The sequence below is a fragment of the Blautia obeum ATCC 29174 genome (assembly GCF_025147765.1).
Classification (GTDB): Bacteria; Bacillota; Clostridia; order Lachnospirales; family Lachnospiraceae; genus Blautia_A; species Blautia_A obeum.
This window is the reverse complement of the sequence record NZ_CP102265.1, coordinates 577986-596455: the sequence shown is the minus strand read 5'-3', so window position 1 is coordinate 596455 and position 18470 is coordinate 577986. Positions and strand designations below refer to the sequence as shown.

Sequence of the window (18470 nt, the reverse complement as noted above, 5' to 3'; positions counted from 1 at the left end):
CCCACCACTTAAATCTCTGATTTTGAAGTGGGGGCTTCTTGCTCAATGGCTCTACAGAGCCAAGTATCTACAAGCTATCCTCGCGTGCCCCGCGATTTTTATTAGTCCGGTTACGGACTTCTTATTGTGCTGTCATGCACATTCTGCAAAGATTCTTTTTCCCTCATTCATGATATTAACTGCTGCATTTGCATCGCGGTCCATTCTGTTACCGCATTCACAGTAATAAATCCTATCAGATAAAGACAATTCTTCTTTTTTATTTCCGCATACACTGCAAATCTTACTGGATGCAAAATAACGGTCTACTTTGATCAGATATTTTCCTCGTTCCTCCAGTTTATATTCCAGCATAGACAGAAACAGGCCATATCCATTATCATGTACACCTTTTCCAAGATGAAGTCCTCCTGCCATCCCTTTCAGATTCAGATCTTCCACGCATACTGCATCGAAGCTCTCAGCAAGACTGGCAAAGTATTTGCCGGATGGCTCCCTGCTGACCGTCACAGATTTCAGTTTCCATTTTTCTGATATCGGACGGTGAAGCTTCATTCTGACAGCCGTCATCTTAGGCAGTTTCAAATATTTTCCTTCCAGTTTGCAATCAAGAAATTCGATCTGAAAACTCCTGGCAGAGAAGATGACGAATTCTCCAAACTTTGCGAATAATTTAAAAATCAATACCGGACTATCCTGATGGGTAGCCCGGTATTTTTTTACTTCATTCTTGCTTTACTAATCAAAAAATGTCTGTTTTTTATCGTTGCTGCTTATATTCGAAGCATGATTTTTGCTGTAAATTCACCATCCTTATATGTAAAGTTGCTAGCACCACCATTTCTTTCTGTGATATGGCGTATGGATTGAATTCCTATTCCATTTCCCGAATGCTTTGTAGACTGAAAAACACCATTCTTTTCCAGTATCTTTGCATCGAAATTATTCTCAGCCTGAATCAGAAGAATATGTGTATGATGCAAATACATCTTTATAACAATCTTTCTTCTGGAATCTTCTGTCTTCAGACTTGCCTCTATTGCATTTTCCAGAAGGTTTGAGAGCACTAGACATATATCCATCTCATCCCCCAAAAAGTTATCTGGAATATCAATCTGTGCCAGAAAAGGAATACCTTCTTGTTTTGCATGATTCGAATAATATCCAAGTATACTGTCCACAGCCTGATTATCGCAGAAATGGAAATCAAAACTTGGCATTTTTCTATCGGCACTGGAAAGATATTCTTTAATTTTTTCCATATCACCTTTTTCTGCCAATGCAGCCAGCTGAAGATAATGATGCCGGATATCGTGACGTACCTGTCTTGTCTCTTCAATAGCCGCACAAAGATTGTCATATCTGGAGCGCTGCAGAGAAAGGAAATGATTTTCCTGCTGAAGCCTTGCATTTTTATTCAGACTTAATGCCATCATAAGAAATATCGCATAAAAGAGAGTCAGAATTATTAAAAGAACAATACTGACTACTATGTAAATCTGTAAAATCCGCCCTGTATATAAAGTACTCTGATATTTTGGGACCATGAATTGATTTAATCCGATAAAAATCAACGGCAGGATCCAGAATATATACCACGTCTGAGCGAAATTTTCATCTGCTATCAGAATCCGTACCATATGCGTGGCAGGATACCATGCAATCAATACAAAACTCAGACAGATGAGATTATAAAAAATCCCTGCTTTCACACATAACCATAATTGTTTTTCTGCGATATCAGGTTCAAAGATCATAATAGCATTTACTGCCCTGGACAGACTTTTTACGCACGCAAAAACAGCACAGACTGCCAGAAAAATACTACTGGATTTCCAAATGGAGATCTGAAGAGTTTTATGATAAAGCAGCATGAGAAACAGCAATACAGGAATCAAAAACAAAGTAGTCATAATCTGAAAATAATAACAGACAATACCTCCTGACAGGCTGATTCCCAAAAGCAGCGGAAACATCCATAATCCAAGTTTAAAAGGAGCCTGCCTCAGGCAGGCCTTTACCGGCAGATATGCAAGAAGCATACCCGGAATAATTACAGCAATTTCCAATATCGGACGCATTATTTCACTCATTTTTATTTTCCTCACTGAAACAAAAATTCCATAAAAGTCTGCCTTGCATTTTTAAGCAGCTTACGACTGACAGGAATATTATTATCATCATCCATAAGAAACATACTTCCATCAAAATCAACCGCATGCTCCAAATTGATAACAATCCCTCTATTGCATGAATAAAAGCGAGAATCCATTTTCAGCGAAGCCGTAAATGCCTCAAAAGACTGACGGGTGAGCATCTCCTTTCCGCCCGTAGTGTGTATATGGATCATGTGTGAAAAATGTTCTGCGTAAATAATATTTTTAAAAGGGATCTGTATGTTACTTCCATTCACTTTTACATCAATGTACTTTCCAGAATCTGGAATTCTGGAGAGTATTTCATCAAGCAGTGTTGAAATTTCTTTTTCGTTATATGGTTTTACAAGATAATGCAGTGCCCTGACTCTGAATCCTTCCAATGCATGATCTGTGGATGTGGTAGTGAAAATCAGGAAACAATCTGAATCTGACATTCTAAGTTCTCTTGCAATTTCAATTCCATTTGCACCATTCATATAAATATCCAAAAACACTACGGTAAAAGGGCGTTTTTTTGCTGCCGCCAGAAATTCTTCTCCTGATTCAAACTCAACGAAATCACCAGGAATATTCCTTTTTGAAAGCTGGTTACTAAGCCATCCATACAATACCGCACGCTCTTCTTTTATATCATCGACAATCGCAATTCTCATAGTCGCTCCCCCTTCATGTTTCTGAAACATATAAAGAGTATAGCATAATTTTTTTATCCAATCCATGAAAGTGTTTTTGCAATTCGTGCCATTTTCTGCTGTTTCGTGACAGAATTCTTGAAATTCTTCTTACTTTTCATATAATAAAACAAACGAATATCCCTCACAATAACTTACTTGATTCCACTAAATATGCTTTTAAATATAGGTAAAAGGAGGAGATTTGTGTATCGTATTGCAGTATTAACTGATTTAAAACATGAAGGGGAACATTACGCAAAAGTAATTAATGATTACTGCATAAATCAAAAGCTTTTTCCATTACTTGAAACTTATCAGAATCAGGAAGTTTTTTTTAAAGAGATACAAACACATGTACCAGATATTGTACTTCTTGTACTACCTGGAGTAGATGGACTCAATGCGGCAGAACATCTGCGCTCCTTATTTCCTGGCTGTGGAATTATCTGGTGCAGCAATTTAGATTTTTCACTTCATGCTTTCAGGCTTCGTGTAGAATACTTTTTTCTGGAACCAGTGAGGGACGATGAAATCCAGGAAGGTCTCAGAGCCTGGTTCAGATTGAAAAAAACAATCATTTAAACAATATAATTTCAGGAGGAAAATGAATGAAGAAAAGAACTTTATTCCTTGCAATGACAGCATTAATGATCACTATGACATCTGGAGGCAGCTTGACTGCCGTATATGCCGATGAAATACCAACAGAAGCAGCCGAAACCTCTGAATCAACAGAATTACCAATAAAATCTCTGACAGCCAAAATAGTGGATGAAAATCCTTATATGGCAAAAAGTGATTCCAATATTCACCATGACTGCTACAATACTGACTCTACAGATGAGGTGCTTCCTGTTGATATCTATTCAGAAATCAATGTTTCTTATGAGAAGACAAATCCAAATGCTTCTCCTGCAATCTTTTTTGACACTTACGGACATGCCGTAGTTCCGTTCCTTGGCGGGCTCGCCATTCGCGACATCAATGCTGATGAAACTCAGACACTGGGCTGCTTTTCTCCAAAACAGCATGATGGTGGTGGTTATATGATCCAGAGTTCCTATTCCTTTGTCGATGAGAGCAACCGTCTGGTATGTCCTACCAGCAACAATCATGTTCTTATGCTGAAGGCAACTGATGACGAAGGTAATGTCCTTCCTGAATTTGAAAAGGTACTTGATATTGATATAAAAACAGCTGCCGAAGAAAAACTTGGAAAAACACTGGATCAGAATCTTCTTTCTGTCGTATTTGATTATGATGGAAATCTGTGGTTTGCAACAGGTGGATTCCGTATTTATCCTGATCGAAAACAGCAAGGGGCAGTTGGTTATATTTCCCGGGCGGCCATTGATTCTATTCTGAACGGTGAAGAAATAAACCTGTCAGATGCCGTATTTGTATACGAATTAACTCCTGGTGAAGGTGCAGAAAACGGAATTTCTGCTTCAAAAGATGGCGCTGTAATCCTTACAAATACAAACTGTTATCTGTTCCAGGCAGATAATGGAATAAATAAAGTATGGCAGACTGCTTATGAAAGTGTCGGTGCCAAAGAGAGCAAAGAAGGAGATTCTACAACCGGTGGCTGTCTTGCATGGGGAAGTGGATGTTCCCCATCTTTGACAAAGGATCTTGTTATGTTTACAGACAACCAGAACCCGGTAAATCTGCTTGCACTGGACATGAAAACCGGTGAAACAATGGCAACCATGCCAGTCATCGATGAACTTCCTGAGGATGTACAGGTATCTGTTGAAAACTCAGCAATCGTATACGATAACGGATCCGGAACAGTAAGTACGATCGTGTGCAACTGGTTTGGTGCTGGAAGTGCCAACCTTGGGAAAGAAGACAGCGACTCATCCATACAGAGCTATGAAAATATTTATGATGTAAACTGGTTAAGACAGGGAAACAGCATGATTGCTCCTGGTGTGGAACGCGTAGATACAATAAAAACAGATGATGGTTATGAAATGAAGAGCATCTGGTGCAGAAGTGATCTCTCTGACACTTCTATGCTGAAGCTTTCTACCGCGACCGGATACATTTACGGTTATGTTCAGGATATGGAAACCAGCATGTGGCAGTATATTATGCTTGATTTTGAGACCGGTAAAACTGTGTTCACGATGAATGTATCAAATAAACCTGGATATAATAACATGGCGATTGGCATGTATGCAGGAAACAGTGGAAATGCCCTCTATTGTCCAACCGGATATCTTGAACTTCTGAGATTACAGGATCGATTTGTATATCTTCCGGAAATGCCTTATCGTAAAGTCAATCTGGACAAGGCTAACCGAAACGTTTTAAGTCAGGATAAGTTTGAGGCTGATGGCGGACAGGGAACTGTAACAGGATGGCTGAATACTGTCACAGTTGAAAATGTTCATCCAAATACTACGGTTGCTCTGCGTATGAAGGGTATATCCGGAGAAACTGGAAGTCTTAAACTTTATTCCTATGAAACAGATGGTTCTTTAAAAGAGGTCCCTGCAGAATTGTGGCATATTCAGACAGAATCTGGTGAAACACCAGATACTTTATCTGACAATATATTATACGAAGTTCACTTTACCGTACAGGATAATGAAGCGTTTGATCTTTGCGAAGAGGAAAAAGAAATTAAAATCTCAGCTGTACTTGGAAACGCATAAACAAAACTTGTATCGGGAGTATCCCAAATGCTTTGACTGCAAATCCATGGATACTATCTGCTGCCAGTTCCTGATTACCAGATTCTCCAGACACACTGACAGAATCCACGTGATCCTCGTTAACGACACACTTGGATATTGATTTGACAACTACAAGAAGCCGGAAAATCAGTAATGAAAAACTGATTTTCCGGCTTCTTATCATATGTTGTTGACTCCTTAAATTTCAGTGGTTATCAGCACATTCCTATTCCCGCACTTCAAGCCACTGGTCAATGTTCCCAAAATGTACCGCCTGCAGGTTATCTACATCAACCAGTTGCGGAAAGCTGTTTCTGATGATCAGGACACCATTTTCCTTATCCTGTTTTTCTCCACCGCCGGCGATGCCTCCCATGGTCAGATCAAGTGTTAAAACCGTTCCATCTTTATAACGCACCTGGTCAATATTAGTTCTGTCATAAAGATCCATGCCATAGTCCGTACCTGCGTACTCAAATTTGTTTTTCTCATCTTCATACACCTTCATAGCCTCATCATAATCAAGATATAATGACCATAAAAGGGGCGTTACTTCCATTTTTTTCACTGTGATTTCATAACCTCCAAAATCACATTTCCGGTTCACTTCCAGAGTTGTCGGAGGCTTTACTGCACCCAAGGTCCATTTAAAATCCCATGTTCCATCTGTAATAACAGTCTTATCATAATCTCCTTCCTCCGTAAGATTCTTTAATGTAATTTCTACGGTTTTATTACTCAGATCATAATCACTGTCATAAGAAATCCCTGCTGTAAAATATTTAGAATGTGCCGAATCCTGCTCATAGTTCAGCAGATTGTCCTGACTTACACCTGTACTCAGGCTTCCAAATCTGTTGTCATCATCTGCATAGACTTCTTTTCCATCGATCTTAAAATGTGTCATCTCCTCAAAAGAAGTATTATCAGTCATAGAAATATTGTCATCTGTTTTCACTTCAAAAAAAGCATACAGAAATCCCTGATCCTGAACAGAATCTATCAAGGTAACAGTCACGCCATTTTGTGTTACAGACTGGTCTATATTCTGAATATAGGTTGATTCCTGCATTGTTTCCTGCTGCTTTTCGGATGGTTCCAGCCTTTCTAACAGATGGTCATTCCATTTAAAGAACTCTTTTGCAGCCACAGTAACAGCCATACCAGTACAGATTACTGCTGCTGCAATCAATAATCGACCACTGATTCTTTTTCTTTTGTATTTTTTATCAACTGTATCTGCCTGCTCAATCTGTCTCAGTGTCTCTTCAAATTTATTATGAAAATCCTGTGGTACTTCCGGTGCGATATTATTCCATTTGTTCTCTAACATGACATTTTCCCCTTTCCTGTTATTCTCTTTAATTGCTTGCTGTTTTTCCCAGCTGCCGGTCTTTTCTCTTCTTCGGATAACTGTACCTTCAAAAATTCTCTTGCACGGGAAAGTCTGCTTTTGATCGTTCCATCTGGAATATCCAGAGCCTCACTGATCTCTTTCTGTGAGAATCCTTCTAAATAATACAATGTTACCAAAATCCTCAAATCCTCCGGAAGTTCCATAATCGCCATATACAAATGACTGTACCTGTCCTCCTCAGTCAGCCTCATATTGTCCATATATTCTTCATATGGAATAACATTTTTTCTTTTCCGAAGAATCCCTTTGCATTCGTTGATCAAAATCCTTGTGATCCATGTTCGGAAATATTTTTCTTTCTTTAAGGTGGGAAGTTTTTCGTATGCTTTAAGAAGAGTTTCCTGTACCGCATCACCACAATCAGAGTCATTCTTCAAAATAGACTTTGATACATGATACAGCATGGCTTCTGCATCCCGAACCTCCCTGATAAATGCATCTTTTGTCATAATATGTTTTCTCCTTCTATCCGGCCAGATTTATATACGTTTTTGTTTTACACTAATTAGATGCATATACAGGCAAATTGGTTCTCGTAATAGCAGATTTTTATAAATATTTAGTTGTCTCCCATAGAAACTGCCCACCCCGCCTGAATCCTTTGTATCACGCTGCCATCGCGTGCATCGATCGTAAGGAGTGGAACACCTGCATCATCCATCGTCACGTCTCCCATGACCAATCCATCCTCCCCATTTCCGTACTCATACTCTGGTTCTTCGGAAGTCCAGGTTCCATAAAAATCCCACACCGGGACCAGGACTGCTTCGGTATCGCTGTCTTCACTGTCTGGCATGCGCATATAACCCAACTGTACCTTTGTTATGGTTATCTCCGCGCTCTGTGCATCAATGGACGGATAACGGTAGTTGCTTCCTCCATCGACAGCAATCATCCGATTCTTGTCTTCTGTCATGACCTGCAAAGTGATTGTTTTTTCAAAGATATCCTTGACCTCATCAAAAGGAAGTAAGAACAGCCTCTCATCGGAAACATTCGATGCTTCAATGGGATTTCTATGTAAAAAGCTCTGAATTGTCCCACTACAAAAATCCATCGTCAGTACTTCATTTTCCCAACCTTCAGATTGTCCTTCATGAAGTGTTCCATCTTCGTTTTCCCATTCAAGGGCCTGCTCATTAACAGGCAGAGAGATTTCCCTTACATAATTAACCGGGATCCCGTCTAGCGCCCGTTCAAAAATAAAATCATCTTTTTCCAAAGTAGTGTTTCCTTCGGTAAGTGCTTTTGAAGAACTTTCAAATAGCTCCCAGTCTCCGGACACAAGACCTGAAACCTTCTCCTTTGCTTCCTTTTCAGACACTTTCCCGCTTCCTGCCTTTATATAATTTTGAAAGCGTTCTTCCCTTTCTTTTTTCTCGCTCGATGCCAGAGTCATGTCTCCACAATCGTCAAAAATAAACTTCGCTATTTGAAATCCAAGTTCCTCCACATCAGATTCCTGCTCACTCTTTACATAAGAGTACTGATAGGTCAGTCCATCTACCGTATACGTCCCCGCCTGTTCATTCTCGTTGTTCTCTTCCTGCATAAGCTGTCCTTTGCCAAATGTATCTTTTATCTTGTTCTGTTCTTCTTCAGAAATCGCCACTCTTTTTACTTTTTTTAAACAGATTGCATCTACATCCGGCACTTTTACCGGTGCATCCGCTGTCAGGGTGAACTTCATCGGATTTTCTTTATCCTCCCGATCCGCCGATCTTAAATCCGCCTGGATTATTGCCCGATAAGTTTCCGGTGCCTCTACCTGTTCTGCAACTGTTTCCTGAACTGTTTTCTTGTTCTCCTCTTTTTTCTGATCTGTTTCATCTTTTTCTTCTACAACAGCAGACTGTACAACGCTGTCACATCCTGATACCGCCAAAAGATTCATACACAGAACGGCTCCCATCAACATTTTTACCTTTTTCATCACTTTCCCATCCTTTCTTATCCGTATTAAAAAAGGTACCCTCTTCTTATAAGAAAAGAGTACCATATTGCCTTTCCAATGTATTCATCAAAATGTAAACAACTTGTAAATCAGAAGACAGCCCTTACCGTTGTCCCCTCTCCTGGCTGGCTTTCGATCTTCAGGAATCCGCCATGGATTTCTGCCACCTTCACACAGAGTGCCAGCCCAAGTCCGGATCCGCCTTCTTTTCGGCTTCGTGACTTATCCACCATATAAAACGCATCTGTAATCTTTCCCAGTTCTTCCTCTGGAATTCCCATTCCGCTATCAGATACCTCAAAAATCTTTTTTCCGGATGTTTCATATGCTTTTACCAGAATACTCCCACCTGTATCCGTAGCCTTTAGCGCATTGTCGATCAGATTTACCAGAAGGCTTTCCATCAAGGCAGGATCCATCTTCATGGAAAATGCTTCATATTCCATCTTCAGCTGCACATTTTTCTTCTCTGCCTGTTCTTTTTCCATGTCTATGACATGGTTTAAAAGGTCATCTGCCGTGGTCATTTCCATCTGTATGGCGTGGTTCTGGTAAAGTCCCAGCAGCTGCAGCATTTTCCCCGAAAGGGCTTCCAGACGTTTTCCCTCCCGGTTGATGTGTTCCAGTGCCCGGTCTTTCTGCTCATCTTTTAGCTTTACATGGCGCAGGGTATCCGAATACCCGATAATGGACGTTAACGGGGTACGCATTTCATGGGAAAGTGCTCCCATGAGCAGTTCCTGTTTCTCCGCCACTTCCTGCAGTTTCTCCATCCGTTCCACAGTTCTCTTCATCATCATATAGATAAAAAGGCCGGCAATCAGGAACACTGCCAGATAAATTCCAGTAAACCAGCCAGCGGTCTGTCTCAGCTCTGCAAAAAGCCCTGTGACTTCCCGGACAGAGAGGACGTCATATCCTTCTAGTTTAGATAAAACTACTTTTTGAAGAAGAAGATATTTCTTCCCCAGTTTCTGTATCTTGTAGGCATATGGATCATTTTCATTCTTCAGGCCCAGATTTTCAATTCCTACAACTTCATAATCTGTCAGGTTTTCAATGGCCGCATTACTTTTCTTATCGATCAACGCCATGCCCGCCCCACAGCATCGTTGGAATTGAAATCCCATATAGGCTTTCTTTCCGGTCTCTGACATCTGTTCATATTTGCTGTTGTCCCAAAATTGTTCCAGAAGCGTCTTCCCGTTTTCCAATTGTCTTCCGTAAGTCTCTGCTGCATTATTCAGGCTTCGGTTTCCTGTGACATAAATGCTTAATGCACCCACTGGGATCAGCGCGCACAATAAAGTTACCAGCATAAGAAGTACTGTCCGTTTCCACAGCTTCATACTTATTCCTCCAGACGGTATCCAAGCTTCGGGATCGTCTTGATCTCGTCATAAAGTTCCAGTTTTTTTCTGAGCTGTCCGATATGAACATCTACCGTCCTGCTTTCACCCAGATAATCTTCTCCCCAGACCCGTTTCAACAGTTCTTCCCTTCCAAGGGCAATGTTTTTATTTTGGAGGAGCAGCACAAAAAGATCATATTCCATTGGTTTCAGATTAACCGGGATTCCATCTTTTAAAACCTGATGGCTTTGCACATCCACCATAATATTTCGGATCATCAGGACTTTCCTGGCCCGTCCGGTCCTCTCCAGCACCTTCTCAATACGTACCAGAAGTTCCAGCATCTCAAAAGGTTTTACCATATAATCTTCCGCACCCAGCTTTAATCCCTTCACCTTGGAAGCCACATCATCCTTTGCAGTCAGGTAGAGTACCGGAATATCTTTCTTTTTAAAATCCTCCATCAGTGCAAATCCGTCTTTTCCCGGCAGCATGATATCCACCACTGCCATATCTGCATCCTCATGCCATAAGAGCAGACGCTGGGCTTCTTCCCCATCATAAGCTGCCACAGTTTCATATCCTGCCGCTTCCAGGTTCATACACAACAATTCTGAAATTGCACGGTCGTCCTCGATTACCAAAATTTTATTCTTCATTCCTGCTGCCACCTCTGGTACTTTTTTTACAGTATAGCTTTTTTTATATCTCACGTCTATATGTATGGATATCTTATCCCTTTATCGGTACATTCCTATTCCCACACTTAAAGCTACTAATTAATCATTCAACCTTTCATTTTCTCATTGGCATATTTCAGCAATTCATTATGTGAACTGTCAACTCCAGATAAAAAATATCCTCTTTACCTGATATTAATCCGTATCTTCTCTCCAACAGCTTTCCATTCGGAATCATCTGCTACATCGTACACTTTTCCTTCTTCTTCGGCATAGGTATCGTCATCTAAATCATACGTTTCAGTAATATTGCTTTCCATTATATCATCGGATTTCAGATAAAGCTGTAATTCCAGGTATTCGCTGTCGGGATCTGGAATCTCCGGTCTTTCATCATCTCCGGCACTTCCATAAGTTCTCCAGAAATCAGTCTTAAATTTCCAGTTACGACTGATGGCTTCCGTTTCTGCATCATCCTTCAGTTTATACCGTACTTTATTTCCTTTGCTGTCCGTTCCACGCAACTCAACTTCATACTTCTGGAACAATTTTTCCGGCACGTCTGCTGAGATACTGCTCTGTAACTTGTTCAGGAAAATATCTTTCAGTGTCACCGTACCTTCTTCTGTCTGGACAGAAATATTTTCCAGTTCTTTATTCGTTGTCTGCTTCAGAATTTTCTCACGCGAAATGTTAAAATCAAATGTAAATTCTGCCACTGATTTTTCCCAGTCATCATAATCAAACGCATTGAGTACAAGATGTATCTCCGGATTTTCTCCGAGATCTGTCGGTGCATGAAAGTGGTACTCCTGTACACAGTCATATTCCTTTTCATCGCTATCTGCATCTGCATCTAATAAATCATCTACAGGATAAGGAGAATACTCCGCATTCATATATTCATCCAGCTTCTGTCCGTTTATTGTAGTTTTACCCATATCAAGTGTGATCCCCGTATTCCTAAAAGATGAAATATTCGCAGTTTTCTTCTTCTCATTTTCTTCGGTATTATCAATTTCTGCATGCACCCTGAACAGCAAAACACCCTCATCCAGAACAACTTCTTTTATGTTTGCAGTAATTCCATGATCCGTCTGGGAAATGTTTAAAGCTTCCGTATATGGCTCAATTTCCTTTTGAAATCCCAGAGTTTCTCCTATGGATAAAGCAAGATTTTTAATCGCGGCCTGCACTTTGGGATTCGATAAAACAGTGGAGATCAATGCCAGGATTACACAGGCTGCTGCCAGTTTGCTCCAAAATGATGCTATCCAGACATTTTTCTTTTCTTTCCATTCTCCCTCTGCTTCGCTGATATATTTCGGATCAATATTGCCAAATCCTTTTGAAAAATCGAATTTCTTCATAAGTGTTTTCCTTCCTTTTTTAACACCTTCAACAGTTTCTTCCTGCTACGGTATAAATTCATTTTCACACTTCCGACGGACATCGCATGCCTTTTGGCAATCGCTGCAATCGAATCAAAAAACCAGTATCTTCTCACGAAAATGTCTCTGTCCTCTGCGTTCATTTTTCCAAGAAAATCATTGATGATCTCCAGCAGTTCTTTCTCCGCCAGCTGATCCTCAATAGTATAAGTAACACTTAAATGATCCATTTCTCCCAGGACATCTGCCATGTGCAAATCCGGGCGCCTGTCAGCATATTTTTTGCGCAGGCGGTCAATGCTTAAATTTCTCGTGATCCTGCCACAAAAATGTGATAATACAGAAGGCTTCTTCGGCGGGATCAGCGACCAGACCGAAAACCAGGTATCATTCAGGCATTCTTCCGAATCTTCTTTATTTGTAAGCAGATTCCAGGCAATCTTATAGCAGTAAGGATGATACTTGTCGCTCAATGCTTCAATCGCATGCTCATCCCTTAGCTCAAACAAAGATATGATTTCATTGTCTTTCATTTACGGGTTGTCCTCCTCGTTTTTCTACTCATACTATATATCGTAAAAAAGCCTGAATGGTAACAAAAAAATTCAAATTTCTTTATAAAATCAGAAAAAGTCCATCACCTGAGGTCATTGCTCCCCAGATAATGAACTCTTTCTATTAATGCTTCGTCAAACGAATGCTATTATTTTACCTTTTTCCGAAATGCAAAATATTTTACTGCAAACTGTAGGAAAGTAATAATGTATATAATCACTAATACAATAAATACCGGCAACCAATCCCGTTCACTATGGTCTGTCGCAGATATATAAAGCTGCCAGATCAGACCGCAAAGAATTACGATCAACGGAATTACTCTTCCTATAAAAATCCGATTCATCATATCCAGGCGGGAGATGTCGTCACAGAATATTTCTTCTTCCTGCTGCATCTTATCTGCCGGCTTGCGGAAATAATTATAGCCATCAAACTCTGTCAGGTATTCCCAGCCGCAATCCTCAAACATCCGCACATATTCCATCTGGTGTTTGATTCCTTCTTTATTGTAATCCAACTGGTAAATCACTTTCTCAGGCTCACACCGCTCAAATGTATACACACCAGGGAAAGTCACTCTCTTGAATTTCCAGCCTTCCTGGTGTCTTTTACTCAGGTAATTTTCTTCTTTTTCGTACTCCATGATGTTAAACCAGCGAAATTCTTTTTTGAGTTCTTTCATTTCGTTACCTCCTGTGCATTCCGATACAACCTGCGGATTCTCTTCAGTTCAAGCTCCAGAACTTCTGTGCCGAGTTCTGTAATCTCATAAATTTTCCTCTTGTCTTCCTCCCGAATAAAATGAATCAGACCATCCTTCTCCAGCTTCGAAAGGCTTCCATACATGGTTCCCGGACCGAGCACCACTTCATTATCCGTCAGCTCTTTTACCTTTTGTACAATCCCATACCCATGATTCGGGGTACGGAGACATAACAATATATAAAAGCTTGTCTCCGTCATGGGAACATAAACCTTTTTTATGTGCGCATCCATAAGTGTTTTCCTTTCAGTGCGATATATCGTACTTCGATAGTCATGTTATATCTCACTTCGATGTACTTGTCAATATATTTGAATACATATAAAATAAAAAACCAGAAAATCAACTTTTTCACTGATTCTCTGGCTTTATATTCAGGAAACATGAGTCATTTGCACTGTTTCCCTCTTGTCAAATAGTTATTTTTTATACTGTTGTTTTATTCTGTTTACGTGTTCCTGCTTTTCCTCATCACTGAGTTTAGTCCCCGGCAGAAGCTGTTGATATATATTTTCTATTTCTTCATCAATTAAAATATCGGGCTTATCTGTCTGTTTTTTCATAAACTTCTTTAACTGCTTATATCCAACCACGTATATACCCGAACTCTCTGTAGAAACTTTTTTTAGATTTGCATTCGCATTAAATGTAATAAGCGAAACGTACTTATCATCACCTACCTGTAACTGTTTTTCCAGGTTTTTAATATGACTTTTATTTTGCTTTATTGGATTATAAAAAAAATATTTTTTTCCTTTCAGTATTTCGCACCAGTTCTTACTTTTTTCGTCACCAAATATCCATCCTGAATAATTTTTATTTTCTATTACATAAATTCCTTTTTGACACAACATTATCATGTCTATTTCTATTTTATCACCAGACCGGTTGGGTATATAGCAATTAATACTGCCCATACAAACTCTTTCATACTATCTTCCTTCCCTGTTACATTTCAAAATTTTATCCTTCCATTCTCTCGGCAGACTGCTTGTGCGCCAGCCCTTCATTTTATCCAACAATATCTATCTGGCACATTTTCATAGCATTCAATGCATTTTCATGACTTTCTGGTGTCACTCCTGCACAGCATGCAGAATCTACTATGATCGGAATTTCTGGAAGAGATGCTTTTACCAGAAGTGCATTGGAAATCACACAGATATCTGTGCAAAGACCAACAAATGTAATACTTCCTATATCATCATCGATATTCATTGCCACCAGTTCATCTGCCAGATCTGTAGAACCAAAAGTATCTTTATCAATCGGTTCCGTTTTTCTGAGCTTATCCAGTTCACTTCTGATCTGCCATCCTTCTGTATTCCGGATGCAGTGTGGTACTGGAAGTTTCTTTCCCTCCTGAGTATCCAGATACCATGTTTCATGAGTATCTCGTGTAAAAAGAACGGTTCCTTTAAAATTTCTGATTTTCTCCTCTACTTTGGGAACAATTGCGACAGCTTCTTTTGTCCCAAGTGTGCCATCAATGAAATCATTCTGCATATCTACCACAACTAAAATATCCTGCATAAATTTCTCTCCCTCTATTATCTGTAATAACTTTTTATTTTTCTATGAAATGTATTCTTTCAGGCTCAAAGCGATTCTGCTGAGGTCTTGTTTCTGCCGGATAACCCAGTGCAAACATAGAAAATACCTTCACATTTTCCGGAAGTTCCAGGAGTCTGTGTACTTCTTCCATACGGTCTTCCACTGGTGCAATACCAAACCATACACCGCCAAGCCCCTGCGCATCTGTTTCCAGCCAGATATTTTCCTGTGCAATCGCCATGTCAATCTGTGCAAAAGACGGTGCCACAAGCCCTTCTGTACGATATACAGGAACGATTACTACAGGTGCCCCTGTTGCACAACCGGTGTATGGTGTCACTTTGGATAATTTCTGGATTTTTTCTTTATCTGTCACCACATAAAATTCCCATGGCTGCTGGTTACATGCACTCGGTGCCTGCATTCCCGCCCTCAGAATCTCCATGATTTTTTCCTTTTCTACTGGTCTGTCTTCATATTTTCTTACGCTGATTCTGTGAAAAATACTGTTCATATTGCATGCTCCTTTACTTACTACTTAAGATGATCCTATTATAACATGCATATTTTATAAAGCTAACAAATATCTTCGCTTTATCCGCAATTGCTTTTCATAATAACAGTTTTTTCTATCGTATTTTTCTGTTTTTTTTGGTAAAATCATTTTAACTATACCGGAGGGGATCTTTTTAAAAAGAATATTTGATAGTCCTTTTTTCACTGAACCGTGCGTTAGAGGCTGCTGCGTGCCGGTGGCACGCAGCAGCGACCGAAATGAAATGTAGATCGAACCCGTTCGAGTCCGATCGGATTCGAACAAAAAATAAGACCCAACATTTCCGTTGAGTCTTATTTTTTATATGACGTGCGTTAGAGGATTCGAACTTTCACCCTTGCCCCTAAACCCGCATAGAAAGGAGGTTTCCGCTACCGTTTTTTCCCTTGTCACAGGTAAGTCACAGGTTTTTACTATCATATTCTTCTTTCAATTCTTCAGCTAAATATAAATCACTCATACCTCTACAAATCTTTCGCATACCTCTGCTAAGCTCTTAGCATATTCGAAAGCTCTTTGTTTTACAATATTCTTATTCACCACAATGCACATGAGCATTATACAAATCATCATAAATACAAACATTACATAGGTTGGATACATATTTAAAAACATATCTCTAACATTAAAATTGTCAATTAAGCACAATTCTCTCACTGCAATAATAGCATACATAATTATTGCAATCCATTTGCAGCCATATAAATTTCTCCAAAAATTATACTCTTTTAAGTCTTGATATACTCGCTGTTCAGAATCTCTATGTGCATTTGCATATTTCCTAAGATAATTCATTGCAGATTCATAAAAGATATCACTTTTCTCATTCTCATCATCGACCATAATTGGTAAATCCATATCTTTTATTTTTTCATTAATATATTTATGATATCTTGTCTTTGTAAGCATGTCAATCGTTGAATCCGAATATCTTAAAACAATTGTTGTTGGTTTAGCACCTAACTTTTCATACATTTTAATTTCTACATTCTTTCCCCATATTCGTACGACCTTCTCCATACCTATCAATATCAGAGCAAAAATCCCTCCATATAAAGGAATAGCCACCTTTTTATTTGTGATATATCCTTCAAAAATACCATAAATAATTACTGGTAACATTGCCATTATAACAGGCAAAATCCTTCCAAATAAAACAAAATCATCACAGAAGTTTTTTAACATAGCTAAGATTTTATCCACTACTCATTTTCCTTCTCTCATCATGTATTATAATCTGCCGGTAATAGTATAGGCGATACCTTATCAAATGCTTTTTCAATAGCAACCATAAAACCTTTTCTTCGATTTTCAAATAATATTCTTTCAGATTTCGATGTGGGAAACCCAAAGGTTCCCACATCCGACAATGTATTTGTTTTTCGTAACCAATAATTTGTTTCACAAGATAATTCCTGTTTTGCAAACCATAATTTCATTTCTGAATGTTTTTTCAATAATTCATATAATATGCTTTTGTCATTCAATTGATTCCAGATACAAGTATTTGCAATCACAAGTTCACAGTCAGCTACTTGCTCTGATCTACACAGTTCCATAACCTCTTCAATGTGTCCAGTAACAAATACCCCATTTACTCCATCATCTGTAAAACATACATAAAACTTATCTATTCCTCCGAAGTCACGAAGTATATCCCAATTCGTTACTCTAGAATTAGAGACCAATTGAATAAATTCACTTCTGGCATACAATTCCGAAAGATTCCGAACTATTTCTGACCTAGCACTTATTATCCATTTCACCCAGCTTAACCCTCCTGGTTTCTCTTATCGCTGTTGCAACACTGCTTGGAATGTCTACAATTTTATTTTTAGTGCTTAAAGCAGGAGAATATCTCTCATCTTTCATATACTCGACAGTATCATCTGACCCACCACTAGTTTCACCTGATCCCGTATTATCAGATATCAGATACTCCTTACTGTGTGAATCTTCCAAAGCCTCAAATATTTTTTTTGCACTTTCAAGTTTTCCATGATGTGGAAGCTGAATAATATTATATATGTCCAGATTATGTAAATATTCTGGCGTTGCATCTCCACACAATAAAATCAAATCTGCTGTTTCCAACTTTATTTTCAATTGAATACTTGCAGCATTCATTACGGTTTCACCATCAATTTTTGTACTGGCTTCTCCAGATTCAACAGCTGCTGCAACCACTTTTGTAAACTCTTCTACTGTCGGTCCAACAATTGTTCCAGAAAATATTTTTGTGTTTACTTCTGCATTTTCTACAGAAAAACCATATTCCTGTGCCTGTTCAACAATTTCACGTATTTTGTTAAACATTTCCAATATATGTTCTTTTGTTTTCTCTGACGTACGTCTTTTATCATCAAGAATATCCAAAATTTCCTTTGTGTTTTTCAGATATAAGGCAGAATATACCGTTACAGTATATCCATGTTCATATAAATACTCCATTAAATCCAAAATTCCATTTGTGTGATCACTGTCATTGTGAGATATCACAATAGAAACCTGCTTAATTAAAAATTTTTTTTGCAAAAAATCTTCAACCTCTTCCGCATGCCGGCTATGACCACAGTCATATACAATCAACGATGTATCATCATATAACATAATACAATCTCCGTATCTTGTGTCTACATCTCCATCGTACTTACTTAATGCTTTAAGTTTCATGCGTTTAACTCCTTTTACATCTTACAATCCGTTTCAACAAGTTTCGTGGATG

At 39.0% G+C, this 18470-nt stretch carries 20 protein-coding genes and 1 pseudogene; 3 read left to right on the top strand and 18 right to left on the bottom strand.

The features are described from left to right. Positions 1 to 132: 132 nt before the first annotated feature. The 3 genes from NQ503_RS02795 to NQ503_RS02785 form a co-directional block, all read right to left on the bottom strand. A complete protein-coding gene (locus NQ503_RS02795; RefSeq protein WP_227234856.1) occupies positions 133 to 684 on the bottom strand; it encodes an RNA-guided endonuclease InsQ/TnpB family protein in 552 nt (183 codons plus the stop codon). An 89-nt stretch (positions 685 to 773) separates the two neighbouring features. Further along, positions 774 to 2093 carry a sensor histidine kinase gene (locus NQ503_RS02790; protein WP_005424216.1) on the bottom strand — a complete coding sequence of 440 codons (1320 nt, stop codon included), beginning with the start codon at positions 2091 to 2093 and terminating at the stop codon, positions 774 to 776. Positions 2094 to 2104: 11 nt separating this feature from the next. Next, positions 2105 to 2812 carry a LytR/AlgR family response regulator transcription factor gene (locus NQ503_RS02785; RefSeq protein ID WP_015543174.1) on the bottom strand — a complete coding sequence of 236 codons (708 nt, stop codon included), beginning with the start codon at positions 2810 to 2812 and terminating at the stop codon, positions 2105 to 2107. A gap of 225 nt (positions 2813 to 3037) precedes the next feature. On the opposite strand from NQ503_RS02785, the gene NQ503_RS02780 reads away from it, so the two are divergent. The 3 genes and pseudogenes from NQ503_RS02780 to NQ503_RS17690 all read left to right on the top strand — a co-directional run. After that, a complete protein-coding gene (locus NQ503_RS02780) occupies positions 3038 to 3415 on the top strand; it encodes a response regulator (protein ID WP_181992149.1) in 378 nt (125 codons plus the stop codon). A 26-nt stretch (positions 3416 to 3441) separates the two neighbouring features. Next, the gene (locus NQ503_RS02775; RefSeq protein WP_005424210.1) at positions 3442 to 5499 is read left to right on the top strand and encodes a hypothetical protein; all 2058 of its coding nucleotides are present in this window, start codon (positions 3442 to 3444) and stop codon (positions 5497 to 5499) included. 25 nt (positions 5500 to 5524) lie between these two features. After that, positions 5525 to 5641, top strand: a pseudogene (locus NQ503_RS17690) (lactate utilization protein); the annotation flags it as partial. Positions 5642 to 5746: 105 nt separating this feature from the next. On the opposite strand, the gene NQ503_RS02765 reads toward NQ503_RS17690, so the two are convergent. From NQ503_RS02765 to NQ503_RS02695, 15 genes are all read right to left on the bottom strand, one after another. Continuing rightward, entirely contained in the window at positions 5747 to 6853 is a 1107-nt protein-coding gene (locus NQ503_RS02765) for a DUF4179 domain-containing protein (RefSeq protein ID WP_259893195.1), read from the bottom strand. Next, positions 6847 to 7386 carry an RNA polymerase sigma factor gene (locus tag NQ503_RS02760; RefSeq protein WP_005424027.1) on the bottom strand — a complete coding sequence of 180 codons (540 nt, stop codon included), beginning with the start codon at positions 7384 to 7386 and terminating at the stop codon, positions 6847 to 6849. Before NQ503_RS02760 ends, NQ503_RS02765 begins: the two co-directional genes overlap by 7 nt. Positions 7387 to 7496: 110 nt before the next feature. After that, the gene (locus tag NQ503_RS02755) at positions 7497 to 8870 is read right to left on the bottom strand and encodes a DUF6034 family protein (protein WP_044925374.1); all 1374 of its coding nucleotides are present in this window, start codon (positions 8868 to 8870) and stop codon (positions 7497 to 7499) included. A 110-nt stretch (positions 8871 to 8980) separates the two neighbouring features. Further along, entirely contained in the window at positions 8981 to 10240 is a 1260-nt protein-coding gene (locus tag NQ503_RS02750) for a sensor histidine kinase (protein ID WP_005424029.1), read from the bottom strand. 2 nt (positions 10241 to 10242) lie between these two features. Continuing rightward, complete coding sequence (locus tag NQ503_RS02745) at positions 10243 to 10902, bottom strand: response regulator transcription factor (protein WP_005424030.1); 660 nt, start codon at positions 10900 to 10902, stop codon at positions 10243 to 10245. 206 nt (positions 10903 to 11108) lie between these two features. Beyond that, positions 11109 to 12293: a DUF4179 domain-containing protein gene (locus tag NQ503_RS02740; RefSeq protein WP_259893192.1), complete on the bottom strand. Its 1185-nt coding sequence runs from the start codon at positions 12291 to 12293 to the stop codon at positions 11109 to 11111. After that, a complete protein-coding gene (locus NQ503_RS02735; RefSeq protein WP_005424038.1) occupies positions 12290 to 12847 on the bottom strand; it encodes an RNA polymerase sigma factor in 558 nt (185 codons plus the stop codon). The genes NQ503_RS02740 and NQ503_RS02735 overlap by 4 nt, the downstream gene beginning before the upstream one ends. Positions 12848 to 13017: 170 nt before the next feature. Then, positions 13018 to 13554 carry a DUF2812 domain-containing protein gene (locus tag NQ503_RS02730; RefSeq protein WP_005424043.1) on the bottom strand — a complete coding sequence of 179 codons (537 nt, stop codon included), beginning with the start codon at positions 13552 to 13554 and terminating at the stop codon, positions 13018 to 13020. After that, positions 13551 to 13868: a PadR family transcriptional regulator gene (locus NQ503_RS02725; protein WP_005424046.1), complete on the bottom strand. Its 318-nt coding sequence runs from the start codon at positions 13866 to 13868 to the stop codon at positions 13551 to 13553. Before NQ503_RS02725 ends, NQ503_RS02730 begins: the two co-directional genes overlap by 4 nt. A 186-nt stretch (positions 13869 to 14054) precedes the next feature. Further along, positions 14055 to 14552, bottom strand: a complete 498-nt coding sequence (locus NQ503_RS02720) for a nuclease-related domain-containing protein (RefSeq protein WP_117640096.1) — start codon at positions 14550 to 14552, stop codon at positions 14055 to 14057. Between the two features lie 94 nt (positions 14553 to 14646). Beyond that, positions 14647 to 15168, bottom strand: a complete 522-nt coding sequence (locus tag NQ503_RS02715; RefSeq protein WP_005424050.1) for a cysteine hydrolase family protein — start codon at positions 15166 to 15168, stop codon at positions 14647 to 14649. A 34-nt stretch (positions 15169 to 15202) separates the two neighbouring features. Further along, positions 15203 to 15703: a nitroreductase family protein gene (locus NQ503_RS02710; protein WP_005424053.1), complete on the bottom strand. Its 501-nt coding sequence runs from the start codon at positions 15701 to 15703 to the stop codon at positions 15203 to 15205. Positions 15704 to 16201: 498 nt separating this feature from the next. Then, complete coding sequence (locus tag NQ503_RS02705) at positions 16202 to 16948, bottom strand: hypothetical protein (protein WP_049940394.1); 747 nt, start codon at positions 16946 to 16948, stop codon at positions 16202 to 16204. Positions 16949 to 16968: 20 nt separating this feature from the next. Continuing rightward, positions 16969 to 17511, bottom strand: coding sequence for a hypothetical protein (locus tag NQ503_RS02700; RefSeq protein ID WP_044925377.1), 543 nt, complete (start codon positions 17509 to 17511; stop codon positions 16969 to 16971). Next, positions 17489 to 18418: an MBL fold metallo-hydrolase gene (locus tag NQ503_RS02695; RefSeq protein WP_259893179.1), complete on the bottom strand. Its 930-nt coding sequence runs from the start codon at positions 18416 to 18418 to the stop codon at positions 17489 to 17491. The genes NQ503_RS02700 and NQ503_RS02695 overlap by 23 nt, the downstream gene beginning before the upstream one ends. Positions 18419 to 18470: the final 52 nt, after the last annotated feature.